We start from the raw sequence: 15,151 nt of genomic DNA on the forward strand, positions 1-15,151 counted from the left end.
GGAGCCATCAATGGCTAGCAACGAAGAAATCCTGGCCGGCCTGGCTGAAATCGTCAACGAAGAGACCGGCCTGGCCACCGAGGCTGTCGAAATGGACAAGTCCTTCACCGAGGACCTGGACATCGACTCCATCTCGATGATGACCATCGTGGTCAACGCCGAAGAGAAGTTCGGCGTCCGCATCCCGGACGAAGAGGTCAAGAACCTCAAGACCGTCGGCGACGCCGTCGGCTTCATCGCCAACGCCCAGGCCTAGTCTGGCTTCCGCCGGCAACGGCGGACCCCGGTGCCCGGTCCGGGCGCTACAGCAGTGCCCGGACCGGACCACCATCAAGTGCATGACCCCAAAGTTTTCCCCTCGCAGGCCCCGGCCATCCCGTTCGCGGTTCCGGATACGGCAGGCGCACCGACAGAGAGTGATCCCATGGCACGCAAAGTAGTCATTACCGGTCTGGGTGCCACCACACCCATCGGCGGCGATGTCCCCACGATGTGGAAGAACGCGCTCAAGGGCGTCTCCGGCGCGCACACGCTTGAAGACGACTGGGTAGCCAAGTACGAGCTGCCTGTCCACTTCGCCGCACGCGCCACCACCCCGGCCCTCGATGTCCTGAGCCGGGTCGAGGCCAAGCGCATGGACCCGTCCACCCAGTTCGCCGTGGTTGCGGCCCGCGAGGCGTGGGCCGACTCCGGCATCACCGAAATTGACCACGACCGCCTGGCGGTGGCCTTCGCGACCGGCATCGGCGGCGTCTGGACCCTCCTGGATGCCTGGGACACCCTGCGCGAAAAGGGTCCCCGCCGCGTCCTGCCCATGACCGTACCCATGCTGATGCCCAACGGCCCGGCCGCGGCGGTAAGCCTGGACCTGGGCGCCCGCGCCGGCGCCCACACCCCCGTTTCCGCCTGCGCCTCCGGCACCGAGGCCGTGCACGTGGGCCTGGACCTGATCCGCGCAGGCAAGGCAGACGTCGTCGTCTGCGGCGGCGCCGAAGCCGCCATCCACCCGATGCCGATCGCCGCCTTTGCCTCCATGCAGGCACTCTCGCGCCGCAACGACGATCCCGAGCACGCCTCACGCCCCTACGACCGTGACCGCGACGGCTTCGTCATGGGCGAGGGCGCCGGTGCCCTGGTGCTCGAGGCCGAGGAACACGCCCTGGCCCGCGGCGCCCGGATCTACGCCGAACTGGCCGGCACCTCGGTCACCGCCGACGCCTACCACATCACGGCCCCGGACCCTGAGGGCCTCGGCGCCACCCGCGCGCTGAAGGCTGCCATGTTCGACGGCCGCATCCAGCCCGAAGACATCGTCCACGTCAACGCGCACGCCACCTCCACCCCGGTCGGCGACAAGCCCGAGTACGCGGCCCTCAAGGCCGCCCTGGGCAAGCACGTGGACAGCGTCGCGGTCTCGGCCACCAAGTCCCAGATGGGGCACCTGCTGGGCGCCTCCGGTGCCGTGGAAGCCGTGCTGACCGTCATGGCCATCTACGACCGCAAGGCGCCGGTGACCATCAACCTCGAGAACCAGGATCCGGAAATCCCGCTCGACGTCGTCACGACGGCCCGTGACCTGCCCGCCGGCAGCATCGCCGCGCTGAGCAACTCGTTCGGCTTCGGTGGCCACAACGCCGTGATCGCGGTACGCAGCGTGTAGCTGCACCGCCTGCAACACGCCGAGAAGGCAGATGGCGGCAATGTTCTTCGTGAACATTGCCGCCATCTGCCTTTTGGCGCCTAGCTATGGAATTGCTGCGGTGTAGCGCCTTATGAGGTCCTAGCCGACCTGGTGGAGCCAGCGCACGGGGGCGCCTTCGGCGGCGTGCCGGAAGGGCTCGAGTTCCTCGTCCCAGGCCTCACCCAGGGCGAGCGAGAGTTCGTGGTACACGGCCGAGGGGTCGCCGGCGCCGGATTCGTAGGCGTAACGGATGCGGTCCTCGGAAACCATGATGTTGCCGTGGACATCGGTGGTGGCGTGGAAGATCCCCAGCTCCGGGGTGTGCGACCAGCGGCCGCCGTCGACCCCCTGGCTCGGTTCCTCGGTGACTTCGTAGCGCAGATGCGCCCAGCCGCGCAGAGCGGACGCCAATTGAGCCCCCGTGCCCGGCGTACCGGTCCACGACAGCTCGGCCCGGAACATTCCGGGCGCGGCAGGCTGAGCGGTCCACTCCAAGTCCGTCCGCTTGTCCACGACAGACCCTATGGCCCACTCGACGTGAGGGCACAGGGCAGTCGGGGCCGAGTGAACGAACAACACACCGCGGGTCAGTGCAACAGACATTCCATCCTCCATAGCTGTAGGTACGTCTTCCCCAACGACCTGTGCCTGGATGTCTGTCTGTTGCGCGGATCCGAAATTATGCCGGCGGTCCCTGCCAGACTACTAAATTACAACCGGGTTTGAAGCTGGGACGTGGTGCATTCCAGCTTCAAGTTCAACTTGAAACTTCCCGGGCGTGAGTTTTATTCTGCCCTACGCCTCCTAATTACGCCAGTGTGATCCGGCGAGTCTTTTCCGGCGCGCCGCGCCCGTTTCCGCGGAGCGGTTTCCGGGCCGTGCTGGGCATCGCCGTGCCGCGCGGTCCTCAGGCCCGGGGGTGCGCCTGCTGGTAGCTCTGCCGGAGTCTCTCGACAGACACGTGGGTGTAGATCTGGGTGGTGGCAAGGCTGCTGTGCCCGAGGATTTCCTGCACGGCACGCAGGTCCGCCCCGCCGTCGAGCAGGTGGGTCGCGGCGGAGTGCCGCAGGGCGTGCGGTCCGGTGGCGGCGGTGTCCCCCAGCCGCTCCAGCATCTCCTTGACCACGCCGCGGACCTGGCGCTGGTCCACCCTTCCGCCCCGCGCGCCGAGGAAGAGCGCGGGACCGCTGGTCCCGCTGGCGAGGGCCGGCCGGCCGCGGCGGAGCCAGTCGTCGACGGCGAGCGCCGCCGGCAGCCCGTACGGCACCGTGCGTTCCTTGTTGCCTTTGCCGAGCACGCGAAGTGTCCTGCGGTCCGGGTCGAGGTCGTCCACGTCCATGCCGGCAAGCTCGCCAACCCGGACACCGGTGGCGTAGAGCAGCTCCACCATGGCGCGGTTGCGCAGAGCCAACGGTTCCCCCTCGGCCGCGGAGGATTCGGCGTCGTCCACGAGCCGCCGGACCTGTTGCTGGTGCAGGACCCCGGGCAGGGACTTCTCCCGCTTTGGGGCCTTGAGCCGCAGGGCGGGGTCGGCTTCGATCAGCTCCTCGCGGACAGCCCAGGCGGTGAAGGCCCTGGCAGTAGCGGCGCGGCGGGCCAGGGTGGCGCGGGACTTGCCGGACTCGCTCTGGGCGCCAAGCCAGCGCCGCAGGGTCCCGAGCTCCAGCCCGGTAAGGTCCTGGACCCCCTCGGTCGCGGCGTGAGCCAGCAGGCCTTCGACGTCGGAGAGGTAGGCCCGCACGGTATGGGCGGACCGGCCCCGCTCCGCTTCGAGGTAGCGGCCGAAGCGTGCGGCGGCAAGCTGCATGGCGGCAGGCAGCGCGGCGGGGGGATCCTGTGTAGACACCCTCCTACTGTGGCAGTATTCCCGGGGCATTCAAGGAGCCGGTCGGCGAGCCGCGCCTCCCGGCGGCGCTCATCACGTCAGTCCGCTTTCCCGGAGCGTTTCCAGCCGCCGTGCCGGGATTCGGCCAGGCCCAGCAGTCCCAGCCTGCCAAGCCCGGCGCGGACCGAGTCCGGGCTCAGTCCGGCCACCGTGGCCAGCTTCTCGACCGAGCTGGTGGTGCGCAGCGGCAGGGCATCGAGCAGGATCAGGTCCTCCAGCGTCAGCCCGTCCTGGACCTCAGCCCGGCCTGCCTTGTCCGGGGGCATCGCCTCGCCGCTCGGGGAGGCGAGCTCGGCGATTTCCCCGGCGTCCGTGACGCACACGGCCCCGCCTTCGCGCAGGAGCCGGTGGCAGCCTGCGGAGTTGGCGCTATGGATGGGTCCGGGCACGGCGCCCACCGCCCTGCCAAGGCTTTCGGCATGGTGGGCCGTGTTGAGGGCGCCGGAGCGCCACCGGGCCTCGACGACCACCGTGACGGAGGCCATCGCCGCAATGAGGCGGTTACGTTGCAGGAACCGGTAGCGGGTGGGCGCGGATCCGGGCGGGACCTCGGCCAGGACTGCGCCGTGGTCCGCCACCGCCCGGAGCAGGTCCTCGTTGCCGGAGGGGTAGAAGCGGTCCACTCCCCCGGCCATGACGGCGATGGTGGGCACGCCGCCCGTGCTTCCGGCCAGGGCCGCCCTGTGGGCGTGGGCGTCAATCCCGTAGGCACCTCCTGAGACGATCGTGAAGCCGCGCTGGGCCAGCGAGTACGCGAGGTCACCCGTGACCGAAGCCCCGTAGCTGGTGCTGTCCCGGGAGCCCACCAGGGCTATGGCCCTGGCCGCCGGGGGCAGCTCCTGCTCCACGCCGCGCCACCACAGGCACAGCGGCTCCTGCAGGCCGAGATCCGCCAGCTGCCGCGGCCACAACTCATCCGTGGGAATGATGATCCGTCCGCCGAGCCGCTGCATGGTGGTCAGGTCCCGCTCCGGTGCGAGGTCGGGCACGCGCGGGGCCCAACGCTTCAGCGCCTCGGTGAGTCCTGACCAGCCGCTGCCGGAGCCGCTGTCCGCCAGGATTTCGGTGATCTCCTGCTCGAGCTCGGGACCGGCGGCGAGCGCGCCGCTGGCAATCCGCAGGGCGTCCTGCGCTCCCGCGGCCTGCACCAGTGCCAGCGCCGCCGCGTCCTGCGGCTCGAACAGCCGGGACAGTGCTGCCCGGGTTGTTCGTTCGTCATCGATCATGGTGGTTCCTTTCGCGTGGCGGCTACAGGTGCGGTGTCGTGGCGGCAGGCTCAGGGTGAGGCCGCGGCGGCCTGGCGGAGACCCAGCGCCTGCCCGACGTCGTCCGCGTTCGGCACGTCGCGCCGAGAGAGGTCCGCGAGGGTCCAGGCGAGGCGCAGCACGCGGTCGTAGCCTCGTGCGGTCAGCACACCGCGCTCCAGCGCGTAGTCCAGGATGCGGGTGGTGGGGGCATCAAGACGCAGGGCCCCGCGTAGCAGCCGCCCGGGCACCTGGGCGTTGGTTTCCATCCCGAACGGCAGCAGCCGGTCCAGCTGACGGCCCCGGGCCGCCCGGACGCGTTCCGCGATGCTGGCGGTCCCCTCCTCGGCTGCTGGCTGGCCGAAGCCGGCGAGCGACACCCGCTCGACTTCGAGCTGGATATCGACCCGGTCCAGCAGCGGCCCGGACATCCGGGCCTGGTACCGGCGGCGCATGGTGGGGGTGCAGATGCAGTCCACCCCTTTGCCAGTTGCCTTACCGCAGGGACAGGGGTTGGCAGCAAGGACCAGCTGAAACCGGGCGGGATAGGCCGCTGACCCGGCGGAGCGGTGGATGACCAGCTCACCGCTTTCCAGCGGCTGCCGCAGGGCGTCCAGGACGCCCCGGTCATACTCCGGGGCTTCGTCCAGGAAGAGCACTCCGCGGTGTGCACGGGACGCTGCCCCGGGCCGCGCCAACCCGGACCCGCCACCGATGATGGCCACCGCGGTCGCGGTGTGGTGCGGGTTCTCGTAGGGCGGCCGGCGCAGCAGCTGCACGGAGCCCGAGGGCAGCGAACACAGGGAGTGGATGGCGGTGACCTCCATGGCTTCGGTGTCGCCCAGGTCCGGCAGCAGCCCGGGCAGCCGCTCGGCGAGCATGGTCTTCCCGGCGCCCGGCGGTCCGGTCAGCAGCAGGTGGTGGGCACCGGCAGCGGCGACTTCCAGGGCGCGCCGCGCCGCTGCCTGACCGGAGACATCGCACATGTCCGGTGCAAGGGCGGCACCGGTGCCTGTACCGGGGCCGTCCGTGTCATCGGGCTCGGGTTCAAAGTCGAGGGCCAGGTCCTGCGGATCCGCGCCGCAGTCGAACGCAAGCCTGGCCAATGTGGCGTAGCCCCGGACCTGAGCGCCGGGGACGAGCTCGGCCTCCGCCACGTTGGCCCGGGCCACGACGATCTCGGGATAGCCGGCCCGCACCGCGGCCATCACGGCCGGAAGGATGCCCCGCACTGGCCGGAGCCGGCCGTCCAGGCCGAGCTCGGCGATGAAGACGGTGCGGCCCGTGGGCCGGATGTCGTTCGCCGCGAGCAGCACGGCCATGGCGATGGCGAGGTCGAAGCCCGAGCCGCGTTTGGGCAGGGACGCCGGGATGAGGTTGGCTGTAATTTTCCGGCGGCTCAGCGGGATCCCCGAGTTCTGGGCCGCGGAGCGGATCCGTTCCTTGGCCTCGTTCAGCGAGGCGTCCGGCAGGCCCAGGATCACGAAGGCCGGCAGGGTCTGGCCGATGTCGGCCTCGACCTCGACGATGTAGCCGTTGAGGCCCACGAGTGCGACGGAATAGGTCCGGCCCAAGGCCATCTACCCCACCCCCCTGAGGTGCTCGACGGCGGGCTCGCCGACGCCGTCGTCCAGCACGGCGATCACGTCCACCCGGCACGGCGGCATCCGCAGCCCCTGGGCGCGGCACCACGCCGACGCGAGCCGGTGAAGCCGGGCCAGCTTGTCCGCACCCACAGCCTCGAAGGGATGCCCGTACGCGAGCGACTTCCGGGTTTTCACCTCGGCGATTACCAAGGCGTCGCCGTCGAGCGCGACAATGTCGATCTCGCCCTCGGGGCAGCGCCAATTCCGGTCCACCACTTGCATTCCGAGCGATTCAAGATACCCGGCAGCGAGGTCTTCACCGTGCCGGCCCAGCACATCCTTAGCTCTCATGCCTCCAGAGTGGAGCGCCGCCAGAAACGGGGACAGGGCACACCTCGGCTATGTGGAAACCCGGCAAGCCTGGTGAGACGAGTATCCGCAGCGTGTTCAGCACGGCGGATCGCATAATTAAGGCCGGACGAGAAGAACCGCAGGAGGAACAGGAATGAAAGTACTTTTTCTCGATATTGATGGAGTCGTCAACCGCGTGGGTACGAGACAGCGCTATCACGGCTTCATGGGGATCGACCCTGTCCTGGCATTCAAGGTCCGCAAGATCATCCTCGACACTGACGCAGCCATTGTCCTTACGTCCACATGGCGGCACTTCCAAGACGGCCGTGAAGAAGTCGACCGACACGTCTACAAGACCTTTGACGGTACACCGACAGCAGACACAGGTTTTCGTGGCGAGGAGGTGAAGATGTGGCTGGACCAGCATCCGGAAGTGACGCGGTATGCCATTGTCGACGATGACACTGACTTCTATGCCGATCAGCCCTTGTTCAAAACGAACTGGCAAACGGGAATCACCGACGAGGTCGCGCAGCAGGTAACCGAATTTCTTAACAAAGGCGATAACCCGTGAGTGAACATCAATTCCGTGGCGGCATTGACAGGACGTGTTGAGGCGATTGTCAGGAAGCGAAACGTAGCCAATGCCCGCACGGCCCGCCTAGGCTTTTTCCCAACCTCCTCGCGTTCCGCGGGGGGCGCCCGTATCCTCTCATGAGGATCGGCCAAAGGATCGGCGTATGGAAGATCGCGCGGCTCCGTCGCTGGCGGAGACCCAGCCGCTGGGAACGTACCAGCCCACGGAACCGGATCCGCCCCGCGCGCCTGCGCCAACCCGGCCTGAGCCGGAGCCTGCGGCGGGAAAACCCAAGCAGAGAGTGCGACGGCTCCTCGCCAGGATCCTCAAGCTCGCCCTCGCCATGATGGTGATCACCGAGCTGGCTGCCGTCTCGTTCATCTGGTTCACTCCACCGCGTACTGCCTACATGCTGCAGACCGGCGGCCCGATCGCCTACGAGTACGTATCCCTGAACCACATCAGCCGCTACGTCATTGCCGCGGCCGTCGCCCACGAAGACCAACAACTGGGAACGCGTGTTGGCGCGTTCTCCCTTGATGAATTCCGGGACAGGGCCGTCGCCTACCTGCAGGGCAAGGAAGACCCGAGCGGTTCCACGGTCCCGCAACAGCTGGTCAAGAACATTTTCCTGTGGCCTGACCCGAACGCCCTGAGGAAGGGTCTGGAGGCAGGTTTGGCGACCGAGTTCAGCCTCACCCTGACTCCGCAACGGATCATGGAGCTATATCTGAACTACGCGCAGTTCGGTCCGAAGCTGTACGGCATCTGTGCGGCGAGCTGGTACTACTTCGGCGAACCGCCGTGGCACATGTCCGAGCATCAGGCGGCGCAATTGATGGGGGTCCTGCCACTGCCCACACTCGTCACCCGGTCGGCGGAGGGCGGCATCTATCTGGGCCCGGGTGTCCACCCCAAAGTGTGGGACTACGTCAACGGTGCGGCCAACGTGTGGGTCCCCCAGCAGATCGAGGGGCTCGGCGGATGGAAAGCGGCCGTCGCAACCATCGGCATCGGCGACACAGCGTCCGACCACGCGGCCGAGCGGGGAACCGCAAACCCGGATGGCTGCGGTTCGTATCCGGAGAGCGTGCTGGACCTGCTCCGGCAGCAGGGCATTGCCCTGGACCGCAGCGGGAACCCTGCGCCACTGGGGGGCTAGAAAACCAGGGCGAGGAAACCGGGTCAGGCAGCCAGGGTCAGTTGCCCAGGTCCTCGACCTTGGGCAGGGCGAGTTCCTCGCTGCGCGGCAGTTCCTCGACGTTGACGTCCTTGAACGTGATGACGCGGACGCTCTTGACGAACCGGGCGGAGCGGTAGACGTCCCACACCCAGGCGTCCTGCAGGGTCAGGTCGAAATAGACCTCGCCGTCGGCGCTGCGGGCTTGCAGGTCCACGTGGTTGGCAAGGTAGAAACGCCGTTCGGTCTCGACCACATAGCTGAACAGCCCGACGACGTCGCGGTATTCGCGGTAGAGCTGTAGCTCCATGTCGGTCTCATAGTTTTCAAGGTCCTCGGCACTCATGGTTCCATCTTGCACCATCCGGCGCCGGCCGCGCGCCACCGGCGGGGAGCACGTGCACGCTAGAGCAGCTGCCAGCTGACCCGGTGGTACGGCGTGGGACCGGCGGTCCGCAGCACCTCCTTGTGCGCTGCGGTGCCGTAGCCCTTGTTCTCGTCCCAGCCGTAGGCCGGGTACTGGGTGTGCAGCTCGCACATCATCGCATCGCGCTCGACCTTCGCAATGATGCTGGCCGCGGCCACGCTGAGGCACTGCATGTCGGCTTTAACCAGTGTGTGCACCGGGGCGTCGCAGCCGGGTTCGGCGGGAGCATCGTCAAACAATGAAGGCTGGAGATCGGGCGAGAGCCAGTTGTGGCTGCCGTCCAGCAGGACCACCTCGGGCCTGACGCCAGCGGCGATCACCGCGAACCAGGCCCGGTTCCCGGCGAGCCGGAGGGCGCCGATAATTCCGAGTTCGTCAATTTCGTTCGCGGACGCATGCCCCACGGCGGAGGCGACGCTCCAGTCCTGGACCAGCGGCACCAGCCGCTCCCGGTCCGCGACCTTGAGCAGCTTGCTGTCCCGGACATCGGCCAGGAGCTTCTGCTGCTGCAGGTCCACGACGGCGATCCCGACGCTGACGGGGCCAGCGAGGGCACCCCGGCCAACCTCGTCGATGCCCGCGAGAAGCCGGGCGCCGGAGCTGCGGAAGCGGCGTTCGTAGTCGAGGGTGGGGGCGGCTGACATGACGGGCAGCTTACTTTCCGGACGGGGCGGGCACGGCGCGGAAGACGTCCGGGTAGTTGTCCAGGGCCGCCATCCTGTTCAGCGGCCATGCGATGACGGCGGCCTTGCCTTCGATGTCGGACTCGTTGACGAACCCGCCGTTGGTCTCCATATGGGCGCGTGAATCCGCGGAGTGGTTGCGGTTGTCGCCCATGACCCAGACCTTGCCCGCGGGCACGACGACGTCGAAGTCGCGGACCTGGGGAATCTCTGCGGAATTGATGTACTTCTCGTTCAGCGGCGCGCCGTTGACAGTGAGCTGTCCGCCGGCGTCGCAGCAGACCACATGGTCACCGGGGAGCCCGATGACGCGCTTGACCAGGTGCTGTTCGGAGTTGTCCGGAAGCAAACCGACGAACGTCAGCCCGTCCTGCACCCAGGTAAACGGTCCCTTCGTCTTCTGGTCTGCGGGGGCGAGCCAGCCCTGGCTGTCCCGGAACACCACGACGTCCCCGCGCTGGAGCGCCATGGGCTCCGGCACCAGGAGGTTCACGAAGATGCGGTCGTTCACATCGAGGGTGTTGACCATGGATTCGGAGGGGATGTAGAAGGCCCGGAACAGGAAGGTCTTGATCAGGAAAGACAGCACGATCGCCACGATGACCACCGTGGCAACCTCCTTCAGCCACAGGAAGAGCGGGCTGTGCCCTTCACGGGCTTTGGCCTTCCTGGCCCGGCGGGAGGACGCATCCGCGTGGGCTGGGCCGGCGGCCCGGTCCCTGTCGGTCCGGTCCCTGTCACTCCGCTCAGCACGCCGCGCCGTGTCGCCTTCATCCTGCGACGCCGACGCCGGCCCAACAGCCGGCGCCGCGGCCTCCGCACCAGCCGGGGCGTGCCCGTCCGCGACCCGTTCCTGCGGCAGCCGGGTGGTGGGGTGCTCCGCCGGCTCGTCCGCAGGGATCGCCGAGGCGGTAACCCGGGGTAGGTCCTGGCCCTGCGGATCAGGAGTGCGCGGTTCGGTCTCGGGCATCTACTGTCCGTTCGTCGTCGTCGTTGTCGCAGCCTGGTCGGGCCGCGCTACTGCTGCAAATCTATCAAGCGGCCAGATGATCTGTACCGGCCTGCCAATGACGCGCTCCAACGGCACCATGCCACCGCCGGGGGCGCCGAGGAGGCTCCGGGAATCGGCCGACATGGAGCGGTGGTCTCCCATGAGCCAGAGCCGTCCGGCCGGCACCTCAACAGCGAACTTCATATCGCTCGGGGTGTCCCCCGGATACAAATACGGTTCCGCAACTTGCTGGCCGTTGACTGTGAGCCGGCCGCCGGCATCGCAACAGACCACGCGGTCGCCGGGCAGCCCAATAACGCGCTTGACATACGTGGTGTCGCTGCCCGCGAGGCCGAGCCAGCGCCCGGCATCGGCGAGGGCATCCACCACGGGACCGTTGCCGCTGTTGAGCGGGGCGAAGGAGCCGCGGCCGTCAAAGACGACGACGTCCCCACGGCCCAGGGGTTCAGCCTGGAAGCCGGTCCGCGCCACCAGGATCCGGTCCCCGGTGTGCAGGAGCGGTTCCATGGAGGCGGACGGGATGAAGTAGATGTCCACCCACAGCGAGCGGACCACGGCGCTGATGGCCACGGCGAGCACCAGGGCCAGCAACGCAAAACGCCAGCCCGGTTTCCTGGGCTGGCGTTTTGGCTGTTCCATGTTCCGTATCCCTTGGCGCTGTTGTGAACTAAATTGCGCTGTTGCGGATAGCTCCGGCGCCGCACAAGCTGACGCACCGGGTACGGTCCGTGGACCCGCGGTGGAAGACTGCCTTAGAAGGCTGGGAAGTCTTACTTGGCGGGCTGGAAGTCGCGCTTTTCCTTGATCTTCGCGGCCTTACCACGCAGGTTACGCATGTAGTAAAGCTTGGCGCGGCGCACGTCACCCTTGGAGACGAGCTCGATCTTGTCGATGATCGGGGAGTGCACCGGGAAGGTACGCTCTACGCCGACACCGAAGGAGACCTTGCGGACGGTGAAGGTTTCGCGGACGCCATCGCCGTGGCGACCAAGGACGAAGCCCTGGAAGACCTGGACGCGGGAGTTCTTGCCTTCGATGATGTTCACGTGAACCTTGATGGTGTCACCCGCGCGGAACTCGGGAACATCGGTGCGCAGCGAGGCTGCATCTACGGAATCGAGGATATGCATTGATCCACTCCTGGTGAACGCCACAGGTCACTCACGTTGGGTTACGGCGGCCAAGCCCGGGGGCATGTGCCGCCCGGAAATTTCCGTCGAAAGTTTGTCAATCCGGCCCTGTCAGGAATAGACGGGACCGGGGTGCCAGGCTGTTGGTAGCGCTCCCCCTGTGGCAGGTTCGCAACCCAGCAGGCACAAGGACCAATTTTGCCACATTTTGTGCGGGTTAGCCCAATCCCGGCGGTTAGGCGTCGGGACGGCGCACCAGGCGGCCGTCGACGACGTCGTACCCCAGGTCAGCGAACGCCGTGCGGTCCGCGCGCGGCAGCTTGCCGGCGTCGAACTCCGCGAGGAGGTCGGGGCGGCGTTCGGCGGTGCGCCGGTACTGCTCGTGCCGGCGCCACTGGGCGATCTTGCCGTGGTTGCCGCTCAGCAGCACCGCCGGGACGTCCCGGTCCCGCCAGCTGGAGGGCTTGGTGTAGACGGGGTACTCGAGCAGCCCGTCCGAGTGGGATTCCTCGACGAGGGACTCGGGGTTGCCGACGACGCCGGGCAGCAGCCGCCCGATGGCCTCAACCATGGCCAGCACGGCCACTTCGCCGCCGTTGAGGACGTAGTCCCCCAGGCTCATCGGGCGCACCGTGAAGTGGTCCGCGGCCCATTCCAGGACGCGTTCGTCGATGCCTTCATAGCGTCCGCAGGCGAACACCAGCTGGTCTTCCTCCGCCAGCTCATGCGCGGTGGCCTGGGTGAAGCGCTCACCCGCGGGCGACGGGACAATCAGGACCGGTTTGCCGGCAGATCCGGCATCGCTGGGTGCGCCGGCACCTTCCGCACGCCCCGCCTGCCCGGCGGCCACGGCGGCGAGGGCTTGCGCCCACGGCTCGGGCTTCATGACCATGCCGGCTCCGCCGCCGTAGGGGGTGTCATCGACGGTCCGGTGCCGGTCGGTGGTGAAGTCCCGCAGGTCATGGACCAATAGGTCCAGCAGCCCGTCCTGGCGGGCTTTGCCGATCAGCGACAGCTCCAGCGGGGCCAGGTACTCCGGAAAGATGCTGACGACGTCGATTCTCATCTACGCGTTGCCCTGCTCTTCGGGGTTCGGCGTGGCGGTGCCCTGGGCTTCAGGGCTCTGGGCTTCAGGGCTCTGTTCTTCGGGGGCCTCGTCGGTGTTGACCTCGAACAGTCCGGCCGGCGGGGTGACGAGGACGTACTTTTCACCCACGTTGACCTCGGGCACGATCTGCTCGACGAACGGGATCAGGACTTCCTTGCCGTCGTCCGTGGTGACCACCAGCAGGTCCTGGACGGGCAGCGTGTGCAATCCTGAGACCTTGCCCACCACGTTGCCGGCCACCCGGACCTCCAGGCCCACGAGCTCGTGCTCGTACCAGCCCTCGTCGTCGTCGTCGGCGCCGATTTCTTCGGTTTCGATGAACAGCTTCGCGCCGCGCAGGGTCTCGGCCTCGTTGCGGGTCTCGATCTCCTCGAAGGCCAGCAACAGGATGTCCTTGTTCCAGCGGGCGCTGAACACCGTCAGCGGCCCGGCCGAGGCGGGTTCCACGATGAACTGCGTGCCGTGGACAAAACGGTCGCCGGGCGCATCGGTGAGCACCTGGACGGTCACTTCGCCGCGGATGCCGTGGGGCTTGCCGATTCGTGCCACCTGGAGCTGCATCTGTTCCTCTGTTCGGGGTTGGTGATTCTGTAAGTCTGGTGCGTAAATACGGGAAAACAGTTCGGCCCCTCCACCATTGGTGAAGGGGCCGGACTCAAGACAAGTAGTGCTGAAAGCGTTACCGGCGGCGGTCGGTGTCGACGACGTCGACCCTGACCGGCTCGCCGTCCGCCAGCGCCGCAACCACAGTGCGCAATGCGCGTGCGGTCCGGCCCTGCCGGCCGATCACCCGTCCGAGGTCGTCCTGATGAACGCGCACCTCGAGGGTTTCCCCGCGGCGGTTGTTCTTCGCACTGACCTTGACGTCCTCGGGGCTGTCAACAATCCCGCGGACCAGGTGTTCGAGCGCTTCTGCCAGCAATTTACTCAGCCTCGGTGGTCTCTGCTTCAGCGGCGTCGGCGGGAGCCTCGGCAGCTTCGTCCTTCTTGGCCTTCTTGGTGATGGCTTCCGGGATGATCACGGAACCCTTTTCCGGGGTAACGAAGGCAGCCTTGGGAGCCTTGGTCTTCAAGGTTCCCTCCTGGCCCGGGAGACCCTTGAACTTCTGCCAGTCACCGGTGATCTTCAGGATCGCGGCAACCTGCTCGGACGGCTGTGCGCCGACGCCGAGCCAGTACTGGGCACGGTCCGTGTCGACCTCGATGTACGAGGGCTCTTCGGTCGGGTGGTACTTGCCGATCTCTTCGATGGCACGGCCATCACGCTTTGAGCGTGAGTCCATGACGACGATGCGGTAGTACGGTGCGCGCATCTTACCGAAGCGCTTAAGGCGAATCTTTACGGCCACTTTTGTGGTCACTCCTGTTTCTGAAACGGGGTCGAGCCCGGCGTTCTGCACCCGTGGGGCGGGCCGTACTTGGGGGTTCTAAAGGACAAGATCCAGACGCGGAGAGAGGGGCCACGCAGATCGAGTACCTGTTCATTGTGCCAGATCACCGGCAGGATTTCGACTTGACACGGGCCCGGGCGCACCAGCGCACTCTCTGGTCGTGGCGATCCGCGGCGATCCGCGGCGATCCGTGCCAGTCAGGTCGTCCAGACGTAGAGTCCAGACCTGGCGGCGGGGTCGACTCCGGCGGCGAGCTCGGCGATCCGGCGGACATAGCCCCGCGCCTCGTCCGCACCGAACGGCATGTCCTCCTCGGCGGCCCAGTTGGCCGCGACGTCCTCGAGGACGTCACCCTCCCCTTCGGTTTCATAGCTGAGCAGTTCCGCCAGCGTGCGGACCATCGCGGCGGGGACGCCGAGCAGCGAATCGCTGGCCACGTCAACCATGGCCAGCTCATAGTCCGCGCCCGGGGCGTGCACGGCCACTCCGGCGAGATCTCCCAGCCGCTCCACCTCAAAGTCGCTGATATCCGGGATGCGGACGGCCCCCGGTGCGGCCGGGCCGCCACCTTCGAGTGCGCCGGCGCGCTTGAGGGCTTCTTCGTGGGTGGACACAAAGAGTTCGGTGAATCCCATGCTGCTAGTCCTTAGGGTTCGGCGGTACGCGGACCGCTGTTTTCGCACGTCGCTTCAGCCTAGCGTGCCTTAGCGCACACCTCGCCCGGCCGCTGGACATGCCCTCCACCGACCGTGAACTGCTCCCCGGAAGTTGGACTGAGAAATTCAGTTCCGACTCCCGGGGAGCAGTTTTATGCATGTACGTAGTCCGTTATCCGAAGAGCAGCGCGAGGCCGCTGTAGCGTGGTTTGAGAAGGGCATCGCGGATAAAGCGGC

General features: G+C 67.4%; 19 protein-coding genes. 4 read left to right on the forward strand and 15 right to left on the reverse strand.

From position 1 onward, the window contains the following. Window positions 1–10: 10 nt before the first annotated feature. Both BLS42_RS07340 and fabF read left to right on the forward strand, forming a co-directional pair. The gene (locus BLS42_RS07340) at window positions 11–256 is read left to right on the forward strand and encodes an acyl carrier protein (RefSeq protein ID WP_090578669.1); all 246 of its coding nucleotides are present in this window, start codon (window positions 11–13) and stop codon (window positions 254–256) included. Window positions 257–424: 168 nt separating this feature from the next. Further along, window positions 425–1,660 (forward strand): beta-ketoacyl-ACP synthase II, encoded by a 1,236-nt coding sequence (gene fabF / locus BLS42_RS07345; RefSeq protein ID WP_090578672.1) that lies wholly within the window; start codon window positions 425–427, stop codon window positions 1,658–1,660. Between the two features lie 120 nt (window positions 1,661–1,780). Here fabF and BLS42_RS07350 read toward each other — a convergent pair whose 3' ends face one another. The 5 genes from BLS42_RS07350 to BLS42_RS07370 form a co-directional block, all read right to left on the reverse strand. Beyond that, window positions 1,781–2,284 (reverse strand): DUF3145 domain-containing protein, encoded by a 504-nt coding sequence (locus BLS42_RS07350; protein ID WP_026266435.1) that lies wholly within the window; start codon window positions 2,282–2,284, stop codon window positions 1,781–1,783. Between the two features lie 304 nt (window positions 2,285–2,588). Then, a complete protein-coding gene (locus BLS42_RS07355) occupies window positions 2,589–3,488 on the reverse strand; it encodes a tyrosine recombinase XerC (protein ID WP_090578676.1) in 900 nt (299 codons plus the stop codon). Between the two features lie 116 nt (window positions 3,489–3,604). Then, on the reverse strand, window positions 3,605–4,792 hold the full coding sequence (dprA, locus tag BLS42_RS07360; protein ID WP_090578679.1) for a DNA-processing protein DprA: 1,188 nt from the start codon (window positions 4,790–4,792) through the stop codon (window positions 3,605–3,607). A 50-nt stretch (window positions 4,793–4,842) separates the two neighbouring features. Then, window positions 4,843–6,390, reverse strand: coding sequence for a YifB family Mg chelatase-like AAA ATPase (locus BLS42_RS07365; protein WP_090578682.1), 1,548 nt, complete (start codon window positions 6,388–6,390; stop codon window positions 4,843–4,845). Further along, the gene (locus BLS42_RS07370) at window positions 6,391–6,747 is read right to left on the reverse strand and encodes a YraN family protein (RefSeq protein ID WP_090578685.1); all 357 of its coding nucleotides are present in this window, start codon (window positions 6,745–6,747) and stop codon (window positions 6,391–6,393) included. Between the two features lie 154 nt (window positions 6,748–6,901). On the opposite strand from BLS42_RS07370, the gene BLS42_RS07375 reads away from it, so the two are divergent. Further along, window positions 6,902–7,324, forward strand: a complete 423-nt coding sequence (locus tag BLS42_RS07375) for an HAD domain-containing protein (protein ID WP_090578689.1) — start codon at window positions 6,902–6,904, stop codon at window positions 7,322–7,324. A 166-nt stretch (window positions 7,325–7,490) separates the two neighbouring features. After that, the gene (locus BLS42_RS07380; RefSeq protein ID WP_090578692.1) at window positions 7,491–8,489 is read left to right on the forward strand and encodes a transglycosylase domain-containing protein; all 999 of its coding nucleotides are present in this window, start codon (window positions 7,491–7,493) and stop codon (window positions 8,487–8,489) included. A 37-nt stretch (window positions 8,490–8,526) separates the two neighbouring features. Here BLS42_RS07380 and BLS42_RS07385 read toward each other — a convergent pair whose 3' ends face one another. From BLS42_RS07385 to BLS42_RS07430, 10 genes are all read right to left on the reverse strand, one after another. Then, complete coding sequence (locus BLS42_RS07385) at window positions 8,527–8,853, reverse strand: DUF2469 domain-containing protein (RefSeq protein WP_018773443.1); 327 nt, start codon at window positions 8,851–8,853, stop codon at window positions 8,527–8,529. 59 nt (window positions 8,854–8,912) lie between these two features. Then, the gene (locus BLS42_RS07390) at window positions 8,913–9,578 is read right to left on the reverse strand and encodes a ribonuclease HII (protein ID WP_090578695.1); all 666 of its coding nucleotides are present in this window, start codon (window positions 9,576–9,578) and stop codon (window positions 8,913–8,915) included. 10 nt (window positions 9,579–9,588) lie between these two features. Further along, a complete protein-coding gene (lepB, locus tag BLS42_RS07395; protein ID WP_256336319.1) occupies window positions 9,589–10,587 on the reverse strand; it encodes a signal peptidase I in 999 nt (332 codons plus the stop codon). Beyond that, a complete protein-coding gene (lepB, locus tag BLS42_RS07400; protein ID WP_090578698.1) occupies window positions 10,588–11,268 on the reverse strand; it encodes a signal peptidase I in 681 nt (226 codons plus the stop codon). Window positions 11,269–11,399: 131 nt separating this feature from the next. Then, on the reverse strand, window positions 11,400–11,759 hold the full coding sequence (gene rplS, locus BLS42_RS07405; protein ID WP_090578701.1) for a 50S ribosomal protein L19: 360 nt from the start codon (window positions 11,757–11,759) through the stop codon (window positions 11,400–11,402). A gap of 235 nt (window positions 11,760–11,994) precedes the next feature. Continuing rightward, entirely contained in the window at window positions 11,995–12,825 is an 831-nt protein-coding gene (gene trmD / locus BLS42_RS07410; protein WP_090578703.1) for a tRNA (guanosine(37)-N1)-methyltransferase TrmD, read from the reverse strand. Next, window positions 12,826–13,428, reverse strand: coding sequence for a ribosome maturation factor RimM (rimM, locus tag BLS42_RS07415; RefSeq protein ID WP_090578706.1), 603 nt, complete (start codon window positions 13,426–13,428; stop codon window positions 12,826–12,828). It lies immediately after the preceding gene. Window positions 13,429–13,546: 118 nt separating this feature from the next. Beyond that, window positions 13,547–13,789, reverse strand: coding sequence for an RNA-binding protein (locus BLS42_RS07420; protein ID WP_018773450.1), 243 nt, complete (start codon window positions 13,787–13,789; stop codon window positions 13,547–13,549). Between the two features lies 1 nt (window position 13,790). Continuing rightward, complete coding sequence (rpsP, locus tag BLS42_RS07425; protein ID WP_026266438.1) at window positions 13,791–14,216, reverse strand: 30S ribosomal protein S16; 426 nt, start codon at window positions 14,214–14,216, stop codon at window positions 13,791–13,793. A gap of 239 nt (window positions 14,217–14,455) precedes the next feature. After that, the gene (locus BLS42_RS07430) at window positions 14,456–14,893 is read right to left on the reverse strand and encodes a hypothetical protein (protein WP_090578707.1); all 438 of its coding nucleotides are present in this window, start codon (window positions 14,891–14,893) and stop codon (window positions 14,456–14,458) included. Window positions 14,894–15,151: the final 258 nt, after the last annotated feature.

The sequence above is a fragment of the Arthrobacter sp. ov407 genome (assembly GCF_900102895.1).
Lineage (GTDB): Bacteria > Actinomycetota > Actinomycetes > Actinomycetales > Micrococcaceae > Arthrobacter.

Bases quoted from the DNA above. Each gene is read 5' to 3' on its own strand.
- rimM (WP_090578706.1), bottom strand. From the start codon at position 13,428: ATGCAGCTCCAGGTGGCACGAATCGGCAAGCCCCACGGCATCCGCGGC.
- BLS42_RS07380 (WP_090578692.1), top strand. From the start codon at position 7,491: ATGGAAGATCGCGCGGCTCCGTCGCTGGCGGAGACCCAGCCGCTGGGA.
- BLS42_RS07390 (WP_090578695.1), bottom strand. From the start codon at position 9,578: ATGTCAGCCGCCCCCACCCTCGACTACGAACGCCGCTTCCGCAGCTCC.
- rplS (WP_090578701.1), bottom strand. From the start codon at position 11,759: ATGCATATCCTCGATTCCGTAGATGCAGCCTCGCTGCGCACCGATGTT.
- trmD (WP_090578703.1), bottom strand. From the start codon at position 12,825: ATGAGAATCGACGTCGTCAGCATCTTTCCGGAGTACCTGGCCCCGCTG.
- BLS42_RS07350 (WP_026266435.1), bottom strand. From the start codon at position 2,284: ATGTCTGTTGCACTGACCCGCGGTGTGTTGTTCGTTCACTCGGCCCCG.
- BLS42_RS07430 (WP_090578707.1), bottom strand. From the start codon at position 14,893: ATGGGATTCACCGAACTCTTTGTGTCCACCCACGAAGAAGCCCTCAAG.
- lepB (WP_256336319.1), bottom strand. From the start codon at position 10,587: ATGCCCGAGACCGAACCGCGCACTCCTGATCCGCAGGGCCAGGACCTA.
- dprA (WP_090578679.1), bottom strand. From the start codon at position 4,792: ATGATCGATGACGAACGAACAACCCGGGCAGCACTGTCCCGGCTGTTC.
- BLS42_RS07370 (WP_090578685.1), bottom strand. From the start codon at position 6,747: ATGAGAGCTAAGGATGTGCTGGGCCGGCACGGTGAAGACCTCGCTGCC.
- fabF (WP_090578672.1), top strand. From the start codon at position 425: ATGGCACGCAAAGTAGTCATTACCGGTCTGGGTGCCACCACACCCATC.
- BLS42_RS07365 (WP_090578682.1), bottom strand. From the start codon at position 6,390: ATGGCCTTGGGCCGGACCTATTCCGTCGCACTCGTGGGCCTCAACGGC.
- BLS42_RS07375 (WP_090578689.1), top strand. From the start codon at position 6,902: ATGAAAGTACTTTTTCTCGATATTGATGGAGTCGTCAACCGCGTGGGT.
- BLS42_RS07355 (WP_090578676.1), bottom strand. From the start codon at position 3,488: ATGCAGCTTGCCGCCGCACGCTTCGGCCGCTACCTCGAAGCGGAGCGG.
- lepB (WP_090578698.1), bottom strand. From the start codon at position 11,268: ATGGAACAGCCAAAACGCCAGCCCAGGAAACCGGGCTGGCGTTTTGCG.
- BLS42_RS07340 (WP_090578669.1), top strand. From the start codon at position 11: ATGGCTAGCAACGAAGAAATCCTGGCCGGCCTGGCTGAAATCGTCAAC.
- BLS42_RS07385 (WP_018773443.1), bottom strand. From the start codon at position 8,853: ATGAGTGCCGAGGACCTTGAAAACTATGAGACCGACATGGAGCTACAG.